This is a genomic window from Octadecabacter antarcticus 307 (assembly GCF_000155675.2).
Classification (GTDB): domain Bacteria; phylum Pseudomonadota; class Alphaproteobacteria; order Rhodobacterales; family Rhodobacteraceae; genus Octadecabacter; species Octadecabacter antarcticus.
Map to the genome: position 1 here is coordinate 3686911 of NC_020911.1, position 18000 is coordinate 3704910.

The 18000-nt window shown below is 52.0% G+C and carries 17 protein-coding genes and 5 pseudogenes; 6 read left to right on the forward strand and 16 right to left on the reverse strand.

Annotated elements, in window-relative coordinates; all coding sequences use genetic code 11:
* Window positions 1-11: 11 nt before the first annotated feature.
* From OAN307_RS18810 to OAN307_RS28405, 10 genes and pseudogenes are all read right to left on the reverse strand, one after another.
* Window positions 12-596, reverse strand: coding sequence for an IS3 family transposase (locus tag OAN307_RS18810; RefSeq protein WP_044044007.1), 585 nt, complete (start codon window positions 594-596; stop codon window positions 12-14).
* A gap of 661 nt (window positions 597-1257) precedes the next feature.
* A pseudogene (locus OAN307_RS27010) lies at window positions 1258-1643 on the reverse strand (transposase); the annotation flags it as partial.
* 445 nt (window positions 1644-2088) lie between these two features.
* Window positions 2089-2421: a helix-turn-helix domain-containing protein gene (locus OAN307_RS18820; RefSeq protein WP_015501151.1), complete on the reverse strand. Its 333-nt coding sequence runs from the start codon at window positions 2419-2421 to the stop codon at window positions 2089-2091.
* Between the two features lie 405 nt (window positions 2422-2826).
* Entirely contained in the window at window positions 2827-3717 is an 891-nt protein-coding gene (locus tag OAN307_RS18830; RefSeq protein WP_245540895.1) for a CopD family protein, read from the reverse strand.
* Between the two features lie 2 nt (window positions 3718-3719).
* Window positions 3720-4064, reverse strand: a complete 345-nt coding sequence (locus OAN307_RS18835) for a copper resistance CopC family protein (RefSeq protein ID WP_015501153.1) — start codon at window positions 4062-4064, stop codon at window positions 3720-3722.
* Complete coding sequence (locus OAN307_RS18840) at window positions 4061-4525, reverse strand: c-type cytochrome (protein ID WP_015501154.1); 465 nt, start codon at window positions 4523-4525, stop codon at window positions 4061-4063. Before OAN307_RS18840 ends, OAN307_RS18835 begins: the two co-directional genes overlap by 4 nt.
* Entirely contained in the window at window positions 4522-5016 is a 495-nt protein-coding gene (locus OAN307_RS18845) for a DUF411 domain-containing protein (RefSeq protein ID WP_015501155.1), read from the reverse strand. Before OAN307_RS18845 ends, OAN307_RS18840 begins: the two co-directional genes overlap by 4 nt.
* Window positions 5017-5113: 97 nt before the next feature.
* Window positions 5114-5428 (reverse strand): hypothetical protein, encoded by a 315-nt coding sequence (locus OAN307_RS18850; RefSeq protein WP_044044014.1) that lies wholly within the window; start codon window positions 5426-5428, stop codon window positions 5114-5116.
* 74 nt (window positions 5429-5502) lie between these two features.
* Complete coding sequence (locus OAN307_RS29155) at window positions 5503-5691, reverse strand: hypothetical protein (RefSeq protein ID WP_187292496.1); 189 nt, start codon at window positions 5689-5691, stop codon at window positions 5503-5505.
* 137 nt (window positions 5692-5828) lie between these two features.
* On the reverse strand, window positions 5829-6008 hold the full coding sequence (locus OAN307_RS28405; RefSeq protein WP_015501158.1) for a hypothetical protein: 180 nt from the start codon (window positions 6006-6008) through the stop codon (window positions 5829-5831).
* 77 nt (window positions 6009-6085) lie between these two features.
* On the opposite strand from OAN307_RS28405, the pseudogene OAN307_RS18860 reads away from it, so the two are divergent.
* Window positions 6086-7057: pseudogene (locus OAN307_RS18860) on the forward strand (IS5 family transposase).
* A 5-nt stretch (window positions 7058-7062) separates the two neighbouring features.
* On the opposite strand, the gene OAN307_RS18865 reads toward OAN307_RS18860, so the two are convergent.
* Window positions 7063-8268, reverse strand: coding sequence for a pyridoxal phosphate-dependent decarboxylase family protein (locus OAN307_RS18865; RefSeq protein WP_187292497.1), 1206 nt, complete (start codon window positions 8266-8268; stop codon window positions 7063-7065).
* 95 nt (window positions 8269-8363) lie between these two features.
* Between OAN307_RS18865 and OAN307_RS18875 the strand changes: the two are divergent.
* The 3 genes and pseudogenes from OAN307_RS18875 to OAN307_RS27015 form a co-directional block, all read left to right on the forward strand.
* Window positions 8364-9307 (forward strand): annotated as a pseudogene (locus tag OAN307_RS18875) (IS3 family transposase); the annotation flags it as partial.
* A 194-nt stretch (window positions 9308-9501) separates the two neighbouring features.
* A complete protein-coding gene (locus tag OAN307_RS18880) occupies window positions 9502-10554 on the forward strand; it encodes an IS110 family RNA-guided transposase (protein ID WP_015498857.1) in 1053 nt (350 codons plus the stop codon).
* Between the two features lie 16 nt (window positions 10555-10570).
* Window positions 10571-10756: pseudogene (locus OAN307_RS27015) on the forward strand (IS3 family transposase); the annotation flags it as partial.
* A 6-nt stretch (window positions 10757-10762) separates the two neighbouring features.
* Here the strand turns inward: OAN307_RS27015 and OAN307_RS30790 are convergent.
* Together OAN307_RS30790 and OAN307_RS18885 are read right to left on the reverse strand one after the other, a co-directional pair.
* The gene (locus tag OAN307_RS30790) at window positions 10763-10888 is read right to left on the reverse strand and encodes a hypothetical protein (RefSeq protein ID WP_275450619.1); all 126 of its coding nucleotides are present in this window, start codon (window positions 10886-10888) and stop codon (window positions 10763-10765) included.
* Window positions 10885-11319, reverse strand: a complete 435-nt coding sequence (locus OAN307_RS18885; RefSeq protein WP_044044016.1) for a LexA family protein — start codon at window positions 11317-11319, stop codon at window positions 10885-10887. Before OAN307_RS18885 ends, OAN307_RS30790 begins: the two co-directional genes overlap by 4 nt.
* A gap of 286 nt (window positions 11320-11605) precedes the next feature.
* Between OAN307_RS18885 and OAN307_RS18890 the strand changes: the two genes are divergently transcribed.
* Entirely contained in the window at window positions 11606-11821 is a 216-nt protein-coding gene (locus OAN307_RS18890) for a hypothetical protein (protein ID WP_015501162.1), read from the forward strand.
* A 1309-nt stretch (window positions 11822-13130) separates the two neighbouring features.
* Here OAN307_RS18890 and OAN307_RS18895 read toward each other — a convergent pair.
* Window positions 13131-14559: pseudogene (locus tag OAN307_RS18895) on the reverse strand (IS3 family transposase).
* Window positions 14560-14678: 119 nt separating this feature from the next.
* On the opposite strand from OAN307_RS18895, the gene OAN307_RS18905 reads away from it, so the two are divergent.
* Window positions 14679-15062 carry a hypothetical protein gene (locus tag OAN307_RS18905; RefSeq protein WP_051068060.1) on the forward strand — a complete coding sequence of 128 codons (384 nt, stop codon included), beginning with the start codon at window positions 14679-14681 and terminating at the stop codon, window positions 15060-15062.
* Window positions 15063-15083: 21 nt separating this feature from the next.
* Here the strand turns inward: OAN307_RS18905 and OAN307_RS29160 are convergent, their stop codons facing one another.
* A complete protein-coding gene (locus OAN307_RS29160; protein WP_015501163.1) occupies window positions 15084-15437 on the reverse strand; it encodes a hypothetical protein in 354 nt (117 codons plus the stop codon).
* A 447-nt stretch (window positions 15438-15884) separates the two neighbouring features.
* Complete coding sequence (locus OAN307_RS18910; RefSeq protein WP_015501164.1) at window positions 15885-17939, reverse strand: TRAP transporter permease; 2055 nt, start codon at window positions 17937-17939, stop codon at window positions 15885-15887.
* Between the last annotated feature and the right edge of the window lie 61 nt (window positions 17940-18000).

Sequence of the window (18000 nt, forward strand, 5' to 3'; positions counted from 1 at the left end):
GCCCGGCAGGGTTATGCGAAGCATGATCCCGAGAGGGGGTGTCGATATAGGTGATGTCGGCCACCTATTACCCGGCAGGCGATGCTCTGCATCGCTGAGAGGGCAAACGGTATTAGGCGTCTGGCTGTGGAACTTCTGTTCCAGCAAGTTTGGCCCCTCTCGGCAGATTGCTTCGCAATCGCCTGCCCATTGCCGGCAGCACATACGCAGTATGTGTGAGAGGGGGCAATGGAAGGCTTCAGCTCATGATCGCTGTCCGTCGTGATTGGCTTTCTACGCTTGCGAAGAAGCGAAGACACCTTGTTTTCCTTCATTATTCTGGCAACACGACGTTCAGAGACGACCTCACTATCCGCCAGCAAGTCTTGGTGAATACGCTTTGATCCATAGCATTTCTTACTGACCTTGAAGAAGGTTTTAATCTTGGGAAGCAACTCCTGATCTCGGGCCTCACGATTAACTTGACGTTGATCGCGTGCAGGCTGACTGGCTGGAAATCCGTAGAACCAGCCCCGGGATATCTCCAGGAGACGGCATAATATTGAAACCGCATATTGCGCTTTATGGGCAGTGATGAAAGTGCGCTTGCTCGTCATGGTTTCACCGCCCGCGTTGCGAAAAAAGCGGATGCTTTGTGCAAAATCTCCACGTCCTGAGCAAGCCGCTTGTTGTCTTTGCGAAGGCGGACCAATTCAGCCGCATCGGCTTGCTGACGCAGTTTGGCTTCAACTGAGCCAAATGCCTCGATCTCAAGCCGCCACGTCTTCAGCTGTGGACCAGTAATCCCGAGCTCCTTGGCAACGCAGCCTTGCGTCGCCCCAGGCGCGTACAGTCACTCAACTGCCCCGGCCTTATAATCGTCTGTGTACTTCCGCCGCTGTTGTCCCATCTGGTGCCCCTTTCACGGACAGGGGTAAAGTACCCCAATGTCCGGGAACAGGGACGAAGTTCATGCTGGTCACGTCCATCTTGGCAGATTGCTTTGCAATCGCCTGACGGCAATGGACGGCGCGTATCTCCAACGTTTCTTCATCAATGCCCTGCCGGGCAAGGAATATGTATCTTGCACCACAGCCGATGTTTCGCGCCACCCTTTGCCCAACAACACATGCTTGCACGTTTGAGAGGAGTGCTTGCGTGCGTTCCACTTATTACCCGGCAGGGTTATGCGTAGCATGATCCCGAGAGGGCACCTTCGCCCTCCACTGCCCGGCAGGCGCATCCGCAGGATGCTGCCGAGAGGGGGCTTTGATGCCGGTACTGTCCGTTGCCCGGCAGGGTATTGCGCAGCAATGCACGAGAGGGGGTAAGGAGATTTAACGGGCCTTTTGAGCCCTGATACGGGATGGCACCCGACAGCGTTTTCTGACGCCGACATAACGTGCTGAAATCTGGAACCTCCCAGTTAAGGTCGACCAACTTCAACAGACTTTCCACAAAGCCTGTCGCCTGCCTCAACAGCATTTCAAACAGCACTTTCAACGTAAGAAAGGCTTGGATCGCAGCATCACTGTCGCGTGGCTGACGGCCCGGTTTGCTCCCCTCTCGTCGCTGCAAAGCAGCGACTGCCGGGCAGTGGTCGGTGCAGCTTTCCACGTGACCTCTGGGTTAAACCAAATGGTCAGAGACCCGCGTTGCTTCAGGGCCTTGTTATACTCAGGCCAGTTCCATGTGCGTTAAATCGGGGGGATAGGTTTGCTCATAAACACAAGCTACCATGCTGGATTCACAACATGAATCCCAAATACATGACTATTTGTGCAACAAAGCCCGTTGACGGCTAACAACTAGCATCTGTTTTGCGAGTCAGCGGTCAGGCGTACCGCAAGTTGAGTGCGTCCGCTCATGTCTGACGTTCTTCCGGCCAGCAACTTTCAATCGTCTAAAAGGAATGTTTGCTTTGGGCAGTGTTCTCAACGGACCTTCGCGGTGGCCAGCATGGACGTCTGCTATGCGGACATCCTACCGCTCATCGAAGATTGGCTTCGAGGCAACCACATTCACCTAATCTGACGATTTCGGATATGCTTTCATTCACCAAAAATTGCCTAGGTGTCGTCTCTTATTTCACACCAGAGAGTGAACAGGCTACTCTGATGGAGAACTTTCGGGCTTATCGGTTGGCCCATCGGCCTTGCCAGGCGAGATCACCACTTCGATGCGACCGCCGCAGACAACGGCGAAGCGCTCGAGATTCTCGATGCTTGGAAACGCGCCAACCAGCGACTCCATCTGCGCGATTCTCACTGTCGTCATGCCCGTTGCCTGAGCGACGTCAGCCTGGGTCATGCCTTGCGCATCGCGCAGAACGCGAAGCTGGAGCGCAACGATGCTTTTACGGCTGTTGCGTTCCTGACGTTCGACCACGTACGGCCGTGAAATCTCCATTCGCTCACGAAATGAAACTGGCTTCTTACTCATTTTTGCCTCCCATGCAGATGCTCCCTGTCCTGAAGCTCTGACCTCAAGAAAATCGCTTTTTCTGCAACGGATATTGGCCAGACCTACCAAGCACGTTGGAAAAATTATTGCTGTTGGCAACTTTTTTGGTCGGGAAACACAAAGCACAAACAATTTGATCAGACCTGCTTTGCATCGCGCGGCTTTGGCCAAGTGTCTTGTCTGGGCATGAACGTTTGCGTGCCATCAGGCGGGTTGAAAACGCAATCGATCGATCGATCGAAATAGCCCGATTGACGAAATAGAAGCGAATCTGGTTGCCCCCACAGAAGACTATCCGTTCTAATCACCGCGTCTAATCAGAAGTTAAAGCAACCTGCATAGGCGCGCGCCACGCTTCAGTATCAAGAAATCAATATTTCTGACCTATAAATTCACTGGCGGCGTCGTGACAACCGTAAGTGTTGCAGTGATGATCAGTATGATGACAACAACGAATATTTCCGCGCGGATCGAGCGGCGAAGTGAACGTGCAGCCGAAGTTTCCCCGGCGACCAAAGCGGGTACGAGCCGCCATTTGTTCAAGGCCGCTATCCCCATGAGCCCCGTGACTAGAAGCAGCTTTAAAAGCAGCGTCCAGCCGTAGGCCGTGCCAAGCAGTGCCGCGACTGAGCCTGTCATGAACCACGCAAACGTAGTTCCAACCACGACCAAAAGACCCACCGTTAAACTGGCGATGATTCCAAAACGATGCAAAATTATTGCACCATCTGTTCCACCAACAGCGCGGTGAAGGGGTGCCAACGCAGCGACCCAAAACGCAGCGGCAAGAAGATGTACGATCAACAGGCCAGCCAGTAGCCAGCGCGGATCGCCAAGGGAATGTCCGATGAACGTATAGGATGTGGCAATCAGAACTGCACCCATCGCAGATGTTACCAGACCAATCGCGCCTTTGAGGACTATCGCAAGGATCAGGGTCAGGCCGACACCGCGCCAAAGCGCGGCAGTCCCCAGCGGGCTGTCCCAGATAAGCCCCAGCATCATCGTGTCGGTTGCGCCAGCAAAGCCCATCCCTGAAATCCGCGCAGCACGAACGCCAAACTGCAATGTTAGAACCGCCAGTCCTATTATGACTGCACCAATCGCTATCTGACGCGTCAGGCGCAGAACGTCTTCTGGGACTTTCTGAAAGGTTAAAACAAACATCGGTCCGCCCATCGCGAGCAAGGCAGCGCCGTATCCCGTCGCTTTTGAGATGATTGAAGCCAGCGCCCAACCATCAATCGGAGCCAGTCCAGTAAGTCCAAACATCATTGCTACTCTGACACCGTAAACCCAAATGTGCCCTGCATCGGGTGGCCGTCAGCAGATAGCCCTCGCCATTCGACAGCATAGACGCCTGCAGGAATGGCCGCAGCAGGGGCCGCAAGGAACTCGGTCACAGGCTCAAGTCCAGTTTCGCGATCAACATCAACAGCGCCATTTGGGCCGGTCATCGTAATGGCTGTGACGCGCATTGGATCATTGAACCGAATGGAAATAACATCGACCACTTCGACAGTCGTATCATTAACAGGTGTCGTATCTTCAGGTTTTGAATGCGCCAGACTGGCCGTCGCAGAAACTGCAAGGATCAAGGTGGCGAGAGCGGTTCGTATCATTGTGTATTTTCCATTTCGTCGTGCCGGTCGCGGATTTCCTGCGGCCAAGTTGATTTGATGTAACTAATTACAGCAATTATTTCAGCGTCCAATAATAAACCGTCATAGATTGGCATGTTCGAAGCATAATCAGGATCACCAATATAGGCGGCGACCCCGTATTTGGTCAGACGAAACAACGTATCGCCGTCATGGTGCCACGTATGCCCATTTGCGTCGTGCGGTGGCGCTGGCATGCGTCCGTCTGCGTCAGGTGAGCGCCAGTTTGGCGCACCTTCCAGATCAGCGCCGTGACAGGACGCACAGTTTGTAGCGTATACGTCCTGTCCAAGAGCGACTGTTTGCCCATCAGTAGGTTGCAGCATAATGCGACCCACCTCAGCAGTGGTCCCACCGAAAGCGAGGTAAACGGCCCCCGCAAGGGCCGCGCCCATACCAATAATCAGCGCCAGTTTTTTCACAAACCTGCCTGATAAAATACGTCACCAGCAGATGCCTCGCCACCGAAGGCGATCACGTCATAACGAGCGCTGGGGTCGCCCCCCATGCCCGGTGAGCCAAAAGGCATTCCGGGAACGGCTATACCGGCAATCGCGGGACGTTCTTCTAACAACTTGGCAAGTGCTGCAAATGGCACGTGGCCTTCGATGATATAGCCATCGATCACTGCCGTGTGGCAGGCCCACAGGGTGCCAGGAATATCGGCGTCAATTTTAGCCACGGATATATCATCAGTATCTGTAATTTCGATGTCGTAGCCTTCCTCGCGGGCCAACGCGACCCATCCTGAACAGCAGCCGCAGTTAGGGTCTTTGGTGACAAGCATCGTGCCGTGCTTTGACATTGAGGAGTGGCTTTCTGCGTGAACCATGCTCGGTATTGTCAGTGTTGCGAGTCCCAGCACCATGGCGGCTGCTGGGAGTGTGCTAAGAAGTATTTTGATAAGTTTCATAGGTCTTGTTTCCTCTCGAATGGAAAGTTGCACAGGAAATAATCCTGTCGCAGTGAAGTAGTCTGACAGGCCATGTTCCCGCAGAAACACGGTAACTTCACACCGTGCGGGGAGGATCGAGAATTGTGGTAGGCTCTATGCCAATTAGAAAGGTCGACGGGCCAATTGAAATTGTCCACCTCACGTCCGGGCCGCTGCTATCCAGCATCATAAAAGGAATAACTGCCGACATGATGTGGCAGCGTGCTGAACGGTCTGCGCTATGTTGGCAGCAGCTCTCCTGATCGCTCAACATTGCGTCAACAGCTTCGATGGACATGTCGTTCATACCCACGTGATTCGCTGCCATCACTCCGGAGAGCGAGGTCGAAAAGACAACCATAACAATCGTCAGGAGGCGTATCAGCTTCATGCAAATCACTTAAAGCGGTAATGGCTATCGATGCAAGTCACAGAAACGATACCGCTAAGGCGTGTTTGGCGGTCCTAATGGTCATGTACGGACTGTCCATGAGCCATCATCATATGATGCTCACGGTGATGATCCTGACTTGCCATGAGACCGTAGAAACCCAGACCTTTTATCTGCGCTTTGACTGCGGGATCATTGCTTGTGACTGTCATCTCAATGCTTTCATTGGTTTCTAAAACGGCCACAGTCCAGCGATCATCCATTGCAAGTTGGGCAGAATGCGCCGAAACCATGCGCGGAATCTCATACTGGAGAGTGGGTGCGCGTTGCGGGTGGAATAGGCGTTCACCAGCTGCCCTTAGCTGCGAACCCGCACGACGACGTTTAGCCAAAATACTGCTTACAACTCTTTTTTGTGACGTCTTACTGAGTCTTCAACGGCGATAATTGATTGGCGAATATTGTCGGATGTGGTGCGATGATTAACAAGCGCGGCACGAAGGCAGGGTTTACCTTGAATGACTGTTGTTGAGAATACAGCTTCGCCACTAAACTGAAGCTCAGCTGCTATCTTATTCACGTCTCCATGTGGCTTTGTTGCACAAATAGTCTCGTATCAGGGATTCATGTTGTAAATCCAGCATGGTAGCTGGCGTCATGAGTAAACCTATCGCCCCGATTTACCGCACGAGGAACTGGCCTGAGTATAACAAGGCCCTGAAGCGACGCGGGTCACTGACCATTTGGTTTAACCCAGAGGTCACTTGGAAAGCTGCGCCTACCGTTGCCCGGCAGTGGTTTGTTTGCAAACCATGAGAGGGGGGCAAACGGGGCCGCCAGCCACGCTATAGCGATGCGGCGATCCAAGCCTGTCTCACGTTGAAAGTGCTGTTCGGAATGCCTTTGAGGCAGGCGACGGGCTTTGTGGAAAGCCTGTTGAAATTGATCGACCTTGACTGGGAGGTCCCAGACTTCAGCACGTTATGTCGGCGTCAGAAAAGGCTATCGGTTACCATCCCGTATCAGGGCTCAAAGGGCCCGCTAAACCTCCTTATCGACAGTACCGGCATCAAAGTTGAGGGCGAAGGTGAGTGGAACGCTCGCAAGCATGGCGGGCCGAAACGTCGGGTGTGGCGCAAGATACATATAGGGATTGATGAAGAAACGTTGGAGATACGCGCGGTCGAAGTGACGAGTAGCAGCATTGGAGACCCACCCATGTTGCCCAACCTTCTCGGTCAGATCACACCAGATCAGAAGATTGGCAGTGTCACAGCAGATGGGGCATATGACACCCGCAAATGCCATGATGCGATTGCGGCCCGCAATGCCCGTGCTGTCATCCCGCCACGCAAGAATGCCAAGCTATGGAAGCCGGATACGCTGGGGGCCAGAGCCCGAAACGAAGCGGTACAGTCCTCAAAGGATCTCGGCCGCGCTCAATGGCGTCGCTTGAGCGGATACCACCGCAGGAGTCGTGTTGAGACAAAGATGCATTGTTTGAAACTACTCGGGCAGCGCCTGGCCGCACGAGACTTTGACCGGCAAGTTGCGGAAGTCCAAATCCGTGCCGCGATACTCAACGGCTTCACCGCCCTTGGCATCCCAAACACCGTTACTGTAGGCTGAATCCGTCAGGGGTCAGGGGAAGCACGCCATAAGGGCGATTTGTGCAACAAAGCCTCTCCATGTGCGACGTAGAAACAGCACACATTGGAAGACACAGGAAATGAAAGCTCCAATAGGTCAGATGCCTCAACCAACTCAGCCATTAAAAATGTCTGCTTACAATTGTCGGTGATGGACGCCGAAAAGGCATCAGTCCCAATTGATTTTATAGCTGTCCATACTTTGAGGGCTCTAAATCCGCGTGATAGTTCGAGGCCGTAATCACAAAACCATAAGTCGCCGCCACCAAGCCCTTCTTCCTGTTGTTCTAGATAATTTGGGCGCGAGGTAAACGTGTCAAAGTGCAGAGTTCGATCATAGATCATGCAAGCACCGCAATCATACGGAATGGACATCCATTTATGAAAGTCGCAGGAAATCGAGTTGGCCCGCTCCATACCGTCCGTCAACTGCTTCCACGGTTGGTCGGCAAGCTTTGCCCAAAAACCGAACGCTGCATCCACATGGAACCAGATATCAAACTCTGCACAGAAGTCTGCTATCTTGTCCAAATTATCAAAAGACCCAGTGTTTACTGATCCAGCAGTACCGATGACGGCCAAAGGAACGCGGCCCGACGCTTGGTCTTCGGCCACGGCCAATGCTAACGAAGCAATATCCATTCTCATATTTTCGTCTGTATCAACGATGTGAATCGCATCAGTTCCATACCCCATCGCCTCAAGCGCTTTGCCAATGCATGAATGGGTTCCGCGACGCACGTAGACGGCGATCTTTGGTAGCGATTGAATGCCCGTCTTTCTAACATCATGACCAAACTGTCTATTACGCGCAGCTGTTAGCCCCAGAATCGTCGCTTGTGATGTACCTGTGGTTAAAATGGCTGAAGCAGTATCTGGCATGCCTGATACGCCAAGTAACCAATCAAGCGTGGCGCGTTCCACTTCTATGGCACCGTGATCACGGCCACCGCAATTACTATTCATCGTGGCCGCCACCATTTCAGCACCAACAGACACTGGCAATCCAGCGCCATGCACCCAACCAAAGAATTTCGGGTGGGTGTTGCCCGTGGCATAAGGCATAATGTCTTGTGCCAGTTGGTCCAATGATTGAGCAGAACCGACCCCCTTTGCTGCGTCCTGTAAAGATAACCGGTCCGCAAGATCGCATGGCTTAGGTTGCCACGGTAGATCTCTAGCCTGCTTCATACGTGCAAGGCATTCGTCCATCAACTTATGCATGGTCTTGTCACGGTTTAGTTCCCGTCTCTTTCGAGCAATGTTTGCTATGAAGGAGATAGAGAATGGCAAAGAGATACACAGATGAGTTTCGGCGTGATGCGGTGCGCATGGCGACGACGAGTGGGTTAACGCGGCCTCAACTTTCATCAGATTTAGGGGTTGGGCTTTCGACGCTGAACAAATGGGTTCAACAGCATCAACACGATGACCTGATGTCAGGACCGCATCAAGACGTTGAGAAGGAGAACACGCGGCTTCGCAAGGAAGTCCGTCTGCTGCGCGAGGAGAGGGAAGTGTTAAAAAAGGCGGCGATCTTCTTTGCAGGCCAAAGCCGGTGAGGTTTGCTTTCATCGACGTCTGGAAAGAAGAATGGCCAGTTGAGTTTCTGTGCCGCGTTATGCGGGTCACATCACGTGGTTTCCGCGCGTGGCGGGTTCGCCCGATGAGCCAGCGACAACGAGATGATATGGTGATCCTAGCTCATATCCGTGAACAGCATCGCTTAAGCCTGCAAAGCTATGGGCGGCCTCGGATGACCGAGGAACTGCAAGAATTGGGATTGAAGGTGGGCCATCGTAGGGTCGGACGTCTGATGGGCGAGAATGGCATCAAGATCATCAGAACCCAGAAGTACAAGGCGACAACGGACAGCAACCACACGTTCAACATCGCACCAAATCTGTTGGATCAAGATTTCTCAGCGACTGGCCCCAATCAGAAATGGGCTGGCGACATCAGCTACATCTGGACAAGTGAGGGCTGGCTGTATCTTGCCGTCATCCTTGACCTGTATTCTCGCCGCGTCATCGGCTGGGCTGTCAGTAACCGCATGAAGAAGGATCTGGCAATCCGGGCGTTAGATATGGCCGTTGCTTTGCGCCAACCACCGGAGGATTGCATTCACCATACGGATCGTGGTTCGCAATATTGCTCAAATGAGTATCAGAAGCGCCTGTCCAAGCACGGCTTCAAGATCTCGATGAGCGGCAAGGGAAATTGTTATGATTGTGAGTATGGTATTGCGGCTTGATGGCCTGACCCATGTTACGATTGACTGCGTGTCATTGTATTGACGTGTCGACCGTCAAGTCGCCCCGGCGACGGGTGAGATGTGACCTCATAGGAGCATGACGGGGACGCCCCATCACAGTCCTGTCCTCTCAGAATGTTGCCTGGGCATTCTCAACCTAAGGGGACAACATGAAGATCAGACATCCAATTATCATCGGCATCGATACGCATAAGGCAACACATGTTGCTGTCGCGATTGATACGCAAGGCACCCGCCTAGCAGCACTTTCCATCCCTGCGAACTCAAAGGGATATCTGGAACTGGAACGCTGGTCTTGTGGCCTGGGTCATGTCCAAGCTTTTGGAATCGAAGGGACGGGCTCTTACGGTGCCGGTCTATCGCGCTGCTTGCTTGCACAAGGGCACCATGTTGTTGAGGTTACGAGACCCAATCGCCAGCTGCGCTATACTCAAGGCAAGACCGACAGCCTCGACGCAGAAGGTGCCGCTCGGTCAGTTTTATCTGGACAGGCAAATTCCCGCCCTAAAACCCAAACGGGATCGTCGGAGATGATCAGGCATCTGAAGATAGCCCGTGACACGGCTGTTAAGTCACGTTCACAGGCGATGGTGACCCTGAAAACACTGATCATCAATGCACCAGCTGATCTGCGTGAAGTACTGGATCAGATCAAAGGTAAGATCGGATTGATCCGGCATATCGCGGCCTTCAGACCCGGTGATATACTTAATACATTAGCTTCTGCCAAAGCAGCCATGCGAGCTTTGGCACGACGGTGGCTATTGCTACATGAAGAGATTCTGGGTCACGATAAAGAACTGGAGCGACTTGTCATCAAACGCGCTCCGGACCTGATGCAATCCCACGGAATTGCGACAATGACAGTCGCAGAGATGCTAATCCTCGTTGGCGATGATCCCACGCGCATCCGATCTGAGGCTGCATTTGCCAAACTCTGTGGCGTTTGTCCCATCCCTGCATCAAGTGGGAAAACGCACCGTTTCCGTCTCAACAGAGGAGGAAACAGACAAGCCAACGCTGCGCTCTACCGTGTCGCCATCGTCAGGATGCGCAGCCACGAACCGACGCTTGCTTATGTCAAAAAACGTACGAAAGATGGCAAAAGCAAAAGCGAAATCATTCGATGCCTGAAGCGTTACATCGTCCGGGAGATTTACAGCCAACTCTGCGTGCCACAAACCATCAAAATTGCTGCTTGACGAATATAGGAGCTTCAACTCTACGGTTGAGACGTTCTTTAAATCCATCAAGGCTGAGCTGATCTGGCGTAACCGATGGGATACACGCCGTCAGGCAGAAGGTGCTATATTCCAGTATATCAACGGATTTTATAATCCAAGGCGCAGGCACTCGTCGCTAGGTGGTAAAAGCCCCTTGGCATTTGAACGAAAGGCCGCATAAAAGAGTTCAGAGACCGGAACGTAAGCGTGACAAGTCCACAATCACCGGCACGTTCTTCAAGGTTGGGTCAAATATCCGCTCTGCTGATACATAGAAGTTGGCGCTGTCCGAGATCGCAATGGGCCGCTTCATTCAAGATCATACCGCCGCACCACGCCTGCAATGACGCCCCATATCTCGCTGTCTTCCGTTAGCTCGATGTCAGGAAAACTCTCTGTGCTGTTGGCCGGAGCCAGAAAATACCGCCCGTCCCGCTTGCGCAACATCTTCGCGGTCACAGCACCTTCAACAACGGCCAAAACGGCGCGTCCAACTCGACGCTTACCAGCACGGTCTACAGCGATAATATCCCCGTCTCGAATGCCTGCATCCCAAAGGCAATCACCCTCAACGCGCCACCAAAACGTTGATGACGGGTGCCGCACAACCCATGAGATGGGGTCAATCTCGTCCTCAAGGTCATCCCCAGCAGGCGACGGAAACCCTGCGCTGGCGGCGTTGGCAACCAGACGAACAGGCATACCATTTGCAATAACTGGCGTCTCAACTGGAAAAACAGGCACACAGATTCTCCCTTGGTGTTCTGGTAATGTTCTCCTGTCTCTCTCAGTTTGATGTGATGAGTCAATGGCCGACGGCGGGCAACGAGGAGTATCGCCACGAATGACGACACTGCATCCGTAAAGCCTAAAAAATGACCCAAACCAAAACGGATAGAGCCCCCCATCGGCGGCATTCATGCAAATGCTGCATGACGGCATTGCGGAAAGGGCCATTGTGCAACTGCAGCATGGTTATACATCCTGATCATGAGAAACGCACAAATAACTAAAGAAATCGAGTGACGACATGACAACATTAACAGCGCCATTCTTTTCGGGCACATCACTGAAATCTCGTTTTGAGGCGTTCCGCGCTCAGATGTCCGAGAAAGCAGCCAAGCGTAAGGTCTACTTCACGATACTGAAGGAGCTTGAGCAATGTTCCCCACGTGACCTGCAGGAACTTCGAATTGCGCCATCATCGATCCACCAAATTGCCCACGAAGCAGCTTACGGCGTGTAAGACATAAAGTTTGGATCTGTCCCCTCCTCACTCAAACACTCAGGTCCTGGCAAGGCCAGCACACAACCTCTTTCATGAAGCAATGCTTTAAACACCAGTTTCGGAACCGCCCACCTCCTCCCGAGTGGAACCGAAAATACCGCTGATAGCGCTCACCTCTTCCCGAGCAATGTTGGCGAAGACGCGCCTTGCTTCTTCTCCTCCCGAGACGCACCGAGGCGCGGATACATAAGAACGGTCATGCTCACCTCCTCCCGAGCATGACCGTTTTTTTGGTTTAGCAGGGCGATACAGGAACTTGGTCCATACGCTTATCAGTTAATGTTCGGCACGACTTTTGGTGCCATGGCGCTTTGCGTACTCTACCCTATGACACAGCGCGCAATGGTCACCGTCGGCAAACGGCCCTCTGATGAAAGTTGCAGCAATCACACACGTTATTGATATTGAGAGCTGATTGGTCGGAAAATTCCACAGCAGGAGATAAACGACGAGCACTTGATTATATGTGTAAGTGGTTTATTTCACGCAACAAATATCAAAGACGTGAGCAATTTTTTCTTTTTACTTGGATCAAAAGGGTCTTAGAAGGATCCCTTTCAGGGGATAAATCATGAATAATCGTCAGCAAAGAAGATTAGAGCGTCAATTTAGCGCTATTGTTCGTGCATCCCCAACCATAGGCGCTGCTATTATTCGATTTCGCGATAGATCTAGTATTTTTTTGCGTCTAATTTTGGCAATTATTTTAATAATTGGTGGTCTCCTAGCATTCCTACCAATCCTTAACATATGGATGATACCTGTCGGCATCCTTCTATTGGCTACAGATATGCCATTCTTACGTCCAATAGTATCTATGACTATTATCAGACTGCGTCGATATTTGATCATTTTTCGGCGGCGACTGCGTAGATCCACACCATTATAAAAGAGCGAGGCTTTGCAAAAGTAATATACGGCTTGTCTTCCTTAGGTGCGCTGGAAAAAGTGCCTGCCAAATCTGGTCCTGTCGCAGTTTTGCACCACTCCAACTGCTCGTTTATGTTTGAACAAATTGAACGCCCATCTTCGTAAGCTCATCTCGAAGCGCTTCGAAAAAAAATCTTAGACCATCTAAAAGTTCTTCACTATCCGAAGCCGCGACCCAATTTGCAAATTCGACTTTGTAACCCTCAAGGGTTCGGAAAGTCGCATGAAGCTCACAATCTCTACATACGTATAGATCATCACGGTGTACGTCGTCAGGGTTTTTGGCACCAAAGGCGGCTTAAATTAAGAGAGCGTTCGGCTCATCTGGTTGGTTTCATTATGTGGCGTGCAGGCTGTGATGCAAGCGGCGCGCTTCGAGTGTCTTTCGTTTGATCCTTTCCCTTTGTTGTAGAATGGCTTTGTCACGGCCGAAGTAGACGTCAGACGGCGTGACGTTGTTCAGACTCTCGTGGAAGCGCTGGTGGTTGTAGTGATCGACGAATGCTTCAATTTGGGCTTCAAGATCACCTGGCAGGAAGTAGTTTTCCAAGAGGATGCGGTTCTTCAAGGTTTGATGCCATCGCTCGATCTTGCCCTGTGTTTGCGGATGATATGGCGCGCCGCGAGAATGCTTCATGCCTTTCCCTTGCAACCACTCAGCCAGGTCACCGGATACGTAACTGGATCCGTTGTCGCTCAGCAGCCGTGGTTTGTGAACGACGTGAACCTGATCACAGCCGGACGCCTTAAGGGCCAAGTCGAGCGTGTCAGTCACGTCCTCAGCCCGCATATTGGTGCAGAGTTTCCACCCTCTCGGGACATTGCTGCGCAATACCCTGCCGGGCAGCGGAGATGATGTAACGGCTGTAATCGTCTAGGATCGTACTGAGATAGAACCAGCCCCATCCCAGAACCTTGGGATAGGTGAAGTCAGTTTGCCAAAGCTGGTTGATCGCTGTGGTTTTGTCTTTGAACGCACTGGCGGCTTTCATGACGATGAAGGCTGGGCTGGTGATCAGGTCATGCGCCTTCAGCATACGGTATACGGAAGCCTCTGATACGAAGTAGCTTTCCTTATCTGTGAAGGTCACTGCCAGTTCACGCGGTGACAGTTCTGTCTCTTCCAGCGCAAGGTCCACAACCCGACGTCGCACCTCGTCAGGAATACGGTTCCAGACGTGCTTTGGCTTGGGAGATTGGTCTTGCAAGCCAGCCTCACCACGCTGCCAATACCGATCATACCAACGGTAGAATGTGGTGCGTGGAATGCCGAGCTTGGCCAAAGTCAGGCGGGCCGGCAGATGCGACCCCTCGACCAGCTTGATGATCTCCAGCTTCTCTGATGCGGGATACCTCATTCGTGGTCGCCCCCACCGTCGAACATGCTTTTTTTGAGCAAGCGGAGTTCAAGTGTTTGCTCCGCAACGACTTCCTTCAGATCACGTGCTTCACGGCGCAGATCCTTCACCTCGTCGGTTGTGGCGGCGCGGGCGGTATCGCCCGTAAGGCGCTTCTTACCGGCCTCCATAAAGTCCTTGGACCATTTGTAGTAGATGCCTTGGGAGATGCCTTCACCCCTCTCGTGCATGTAAACATGCACTGCCGGGCAGTGGACCACACAGCTCGGCAATGCTGTCTTCCCCACGCAGACCGTCTAAGACGATCCTAATCTTCTCTTCAGATGAATAATGCTTGCGGGTCGCCCGTTTGATATCTTTGACGATCTTCTCGCCCGGGCTTTTGCGTGTTCCAGTTGTCTGTCTCATGTCCCACTCCTCAGTGGTTACGATGAGCCAACAACACTCTCTTATCAAATATGCCTATTTGGACCCAGAAGCGCTGACGTCAGACACGGGTGGATAATATGCGCCATGCAAGTTCTGGTATGAATGACTACAAATCTATCAGGGTCGCCAAGACAGGCTTTAAACGCGTCACACCACCCCAAACGGCCACCATCTTTCACGAGCACCTCACGTGGCTGGACGGGAAGCTGTCAAAACATTTTGATGGTGAGACGACGGTCGTTACCCATCATGCACCTCACAGAAAGGCCCTGCTAAAAGAGACCGCTTTGGGACCGTGTTATGCATCAGACCTTGAGAACTTCATCATGAAACACCAGCCTAAACGATGGCTGTACGGGCACACCCATCATCCCGCCAACTTCAAAGTCGGCACAACGCTGCTGCAGAACGTTTCGGTTGGTTATCCTGGTGAGGTTCCTCCGCTGGACAGCCTGCATCCGCATATATTTGACTTATCTTGAACGTTCATGCGGCACCTCATGTTAGGCGGTACTTTTCAGACTATGTCGATTGCGAAGGCGATGACGAGCTGGCATCTTCTGTTCGCTGTCATGTCTGAATGTCGTAACCACGTGGATATCTGGCTGCTCAGTCGCGCCCGCTGGTATGACTGTTTTAGCCAGCTGGGTCGGGTTTTTCAAAATGAAATCCCGCGCAGCAAACGCGATCTTATCAACTGATCTGAATGTGCAGCCAGGATCGATGGTGCGATGGACCCCTGCCCGTCCATCAAACGTTCCTCCACAAACAACGGCCACTTCGTCTGCACAATGCAACTTATCAGTGGTCACCTTCGCTAAAAAGATTATCGCCCAAAAAAGAGGAAACTCCGCCACTATGGATCAGCGTTTATCGTGTTCGGCGTTTTCAATCATTTGGATGCATGATTAAAAACACATAAAGCATTGCTTTAAAACTATTTATTCGAGATCTACCTTTTTAGTGGACACTTACCTCGTACTTAGTGGACACAAAACTGACCAGAATGGACATTTAATGGCGTCACTTACACTTACATAGTGTCACTCACAGCATACCTTTTCTGGGCGCCAAAATCAGCCCTTTGAATTTGTTGAATAATCCCAGAAGGAATCACAGCATAGCTTTTCCTCAGAACAGCATATCTTTTCTTGAGTTAGATGAATGTTCAAATGAGTATATTCCTATCGCCACGACAGATATCAACTGAAAGCGACCTTTCGATACGATTTTTAAAGCCGCATGTTGCGATTGAATTGGTCGAGTGATTGCGTTGCGGACAAATGACACAGATTTAGCTGAAGTTAGGTGTCCAGCATGCTTTGCTCGGCCTTTGCCCGACGCAACTGCAGAACAACAATTGGTACCATCAAAATGAGGCCAGCTGCCATCGTTGCCAATCCTGGCGCAATAAACAAGAATGACACCAGCGCCACCCACCATCTTTCCCATTTTTTTAATGAAGCAAACAGGTAGCCCGAGAACGCCACGCCAAGTGAAGCGATCCCAAGCATCGCGCCAAGCAGAGTTACCGAGAACAACCACCACGTAAATCCGTCCGCTACCAGTAATAGGGCTGGCGAATAGACGAATACGAACGGCACAAGCGCTTTCGCGATGCCAAGCCGGAACGCTGTATTGCCCGTCTTGAAAGGGTTTGAGCCAGCAATTCCTGCCGCTGCGTAGGCCGCAAGCGCAACGGGAGGTGTGATATCTGCCAACACTCCGTAATAGAAAACAAAGAAGTGCGCAACGAGGGGTTCTACTTGTAACTGGGCCAACGCAGGGGCGGCAACGGCAACAAGGATTATATAAGTTGCTGTCGTAGGGATGCCCGCGCCCATAATGATGCAAGAAAATGCGATTAGAACCAACGACGTGAACAGCGTCCATTGACCCACTGTAAAGTAACCCAGCACAGGCAGCGTGCTAAAAAAGGTGCCAATGTCCGTCGCGGTTTGGACGACAACGTAGCCAAGACGGAAGCCAACGCCAGTCAGCGTCACAACTCCCACAACAACGCCCACGGTCGCCGCAGCTGCACCAACGGCCAAGGTGTTCTTAGCACCCGCTGCCAGAGAAACCCACAGGTCTGGAATTGTCAGGCGATGGTTGGGGTTCAAAAAGCCAACAACGACACAGGCGATGATCCCATAGACGGCGGCGAAATCAGGCGTGCGCCCTGACAGAATGAAATAAACGAGGATGATCAGCGGTATAAGGCTGAGCCAATGATCGCGCAGTACAACGCCCAGCTTGGGCAATTCTTCGGCACGAAGACCACGCAGCCCCAACTTTTTGGCCTCAAGATGGACCATGATGAAAATACCAAAATAGTGCAGCAAGGCAGGAAACAGCGCCGCGGCCAATACATCGCGCAGTGGAATTTCCAGATATTCAACCATGATAAACGCCGCAGCGCCCAAAATTGGTGGTGTGATCTGCCCACCAGTTGACGACGTCGCCTCAACTGCGGCAGCAAAATGCGCTGGATACCCAACCTTTTTCATCGCCGGAATTGTTAATGCACCCGTCGTCACGGTGTTGGCGATGGACGAACCAGAAATCGTGCCCATAAACGCACTGGAAAAAATTGCAACTTTCGCAGGGCCACCAGAATAACGCCCAGCAATCACCAACGCGATGTCGATGAACAATTGTCCAAGACCAATGCGCGTAGCCAGAACGCCGAATAGGATAAACAGGAATACATACTTGGCCATCACGCCGATCGCGATGCCGTAAATCCCCTGATTGGTCATATAAAGATGGTTGATAATTCCAAGCCACGATGACCCGCCATGTTTCAGCGCACCTGGCATCCATGGTCCAAAATACGCAAAGCCGATGAACAGGAGGCCGATAATTGGCAGGGTCGGACCAATGCTGCGCCGCGTTGCCTCAAGTGTTAGGATCAACAGGCAGGAACCCATAAAGATATCCGAGGGCGAGGGATTGCCGACTCTTTGGGCCAATGCTTCGGGGGGTAAAAGCGGCAAATACATCGCCGCCGCCACGGCCAGTATAGCCAGTGCCACATCAATCAGCGGCACACCTTCAAACCTATACCAAGCCTTGGGCGCGACCATATTGCCGGATTTACGCAGCCCAAACAACAAAAAGACCAAACCAAGGACGAATGACAAATGGATGCCACGGTGGACAAGTTCGCGAATCAAACCAAAGCCCGACGCGTAAAAATGATAAACCGACATCGCGACCAGTATCCCAGCGATCAAAAAGCCAAGGTTTTTGCCTGTGGGACGAAACGCCGTTTCAGGATCAAATTCTCGCTCAATCTTGGCCAGCTGTTCTGAGGTTAACGCAGGTGTGGTGTCAGCTTGAAGATCAGCGGCCATGGCGAAAATTCCGTTTATAACGTGTCTTGAAATTAAAAAATCTCGGGCACGAATGCGCCCG

What these genes read in the sequence shown, in the direction of transcription:
- OAN307_RS18810 (WP_044044007.1), bottom strand. Translation starts at nt 596, where the DNA reads ATGACGAGCAAGCGCACTTTCATCACTGCCCATAAAGCGCAATATGCG.
- OAN307_RS18820 (WP_015501151.1), bottom strand. Translation starts at nt 2,421, where the DNA reads ATGAGTAAGAAGCCAGTTTCATTTCGTGAGCGAATGGAGATTTCACGG.
- OAN307_RS18830 (WP_245540895.1), bottom strand. Translation starts at nt 3,717, where the DNA reads ATGATGTTTGGACTTACTGGACTGGCTCCGATTGATGGTTGGGCGCTG.
- OAN307_RS18835 (WP_015501153.1), bottom strand. Translation starts at nt 4,064, where the DNA reads ATGATACGAACCGCTCTCGCCACCTTGATCCTTGCAGTTTCTGCGACG.
- OAN307_RS18845 (WP_015501155.1), bottom strand. Translation starts at nt 5,016, where the DNA reads ATGAAACTTATCAAAATACTTCTTAGCACACTCCCAGCAGCCGCCATG.
- OAN307_RS18850 (WP_044044014.1), bottom strand. Translation starts at nt 5,428, where the DNA reads ATGAAGCTGATACGCCTCCTGACGATTGTTATGGTTGTCTTTTCGACC.
- OAN307_RS29155 (WP_187292496.1), bottom strand. Translation starts at nt 5,691, where the DNA reads ATGGATGATCGCTGGACTGTGGCCGTTTTAGAAACCAATGAAAGCATT.
- OAN307_RS18865 (WP_187292497.1), bottom strand. Translation starts at nt 8,268, where the DNA reads ATGAAGCAGGCTAGAGATCTACCGTGGCAACCTAAGCCATGCGATCTT.
- OAN307_RS18880 (WP_015498857.1), top strand. Translation starts at nt 9,502, where the DNA reads ATGAAGATCAGACATCCAATTATCATCGGCATCGATACGCATAAGGCA.
- OAN307_RS30790 (WP_275450619.1), bottom strand. Translation starts at nt 10,888, where the DNA reads ATGAAGCGGCCCATTGCGATCTCGGACAGCGCCAACTTCTATGTATCA.
- OAN307_RS18890 (WP_015501162.1), top strand. Translation starts at nt 11,606, where the DNA reads ATGACAACATTAACAGCGCCATTCTTTTCGGGCACATCACTGAAATCT.
- OAN307_RS18905 (WP_051068060.1), top strand. Translation starts at nt 14,679, where the DNA reads ATGAATGACTACAAATCTATCAGGGTCGCCAAGACAGGCTTTAAACGC.
- OAN307_RS18910 (WP_015501164.1), bottom strand. Translation starts at nt 17,939, where the DNA reads ATGGCCGCTGATCTTCAAGCTGACACCACACCTGCGTTAACCTCAGAA.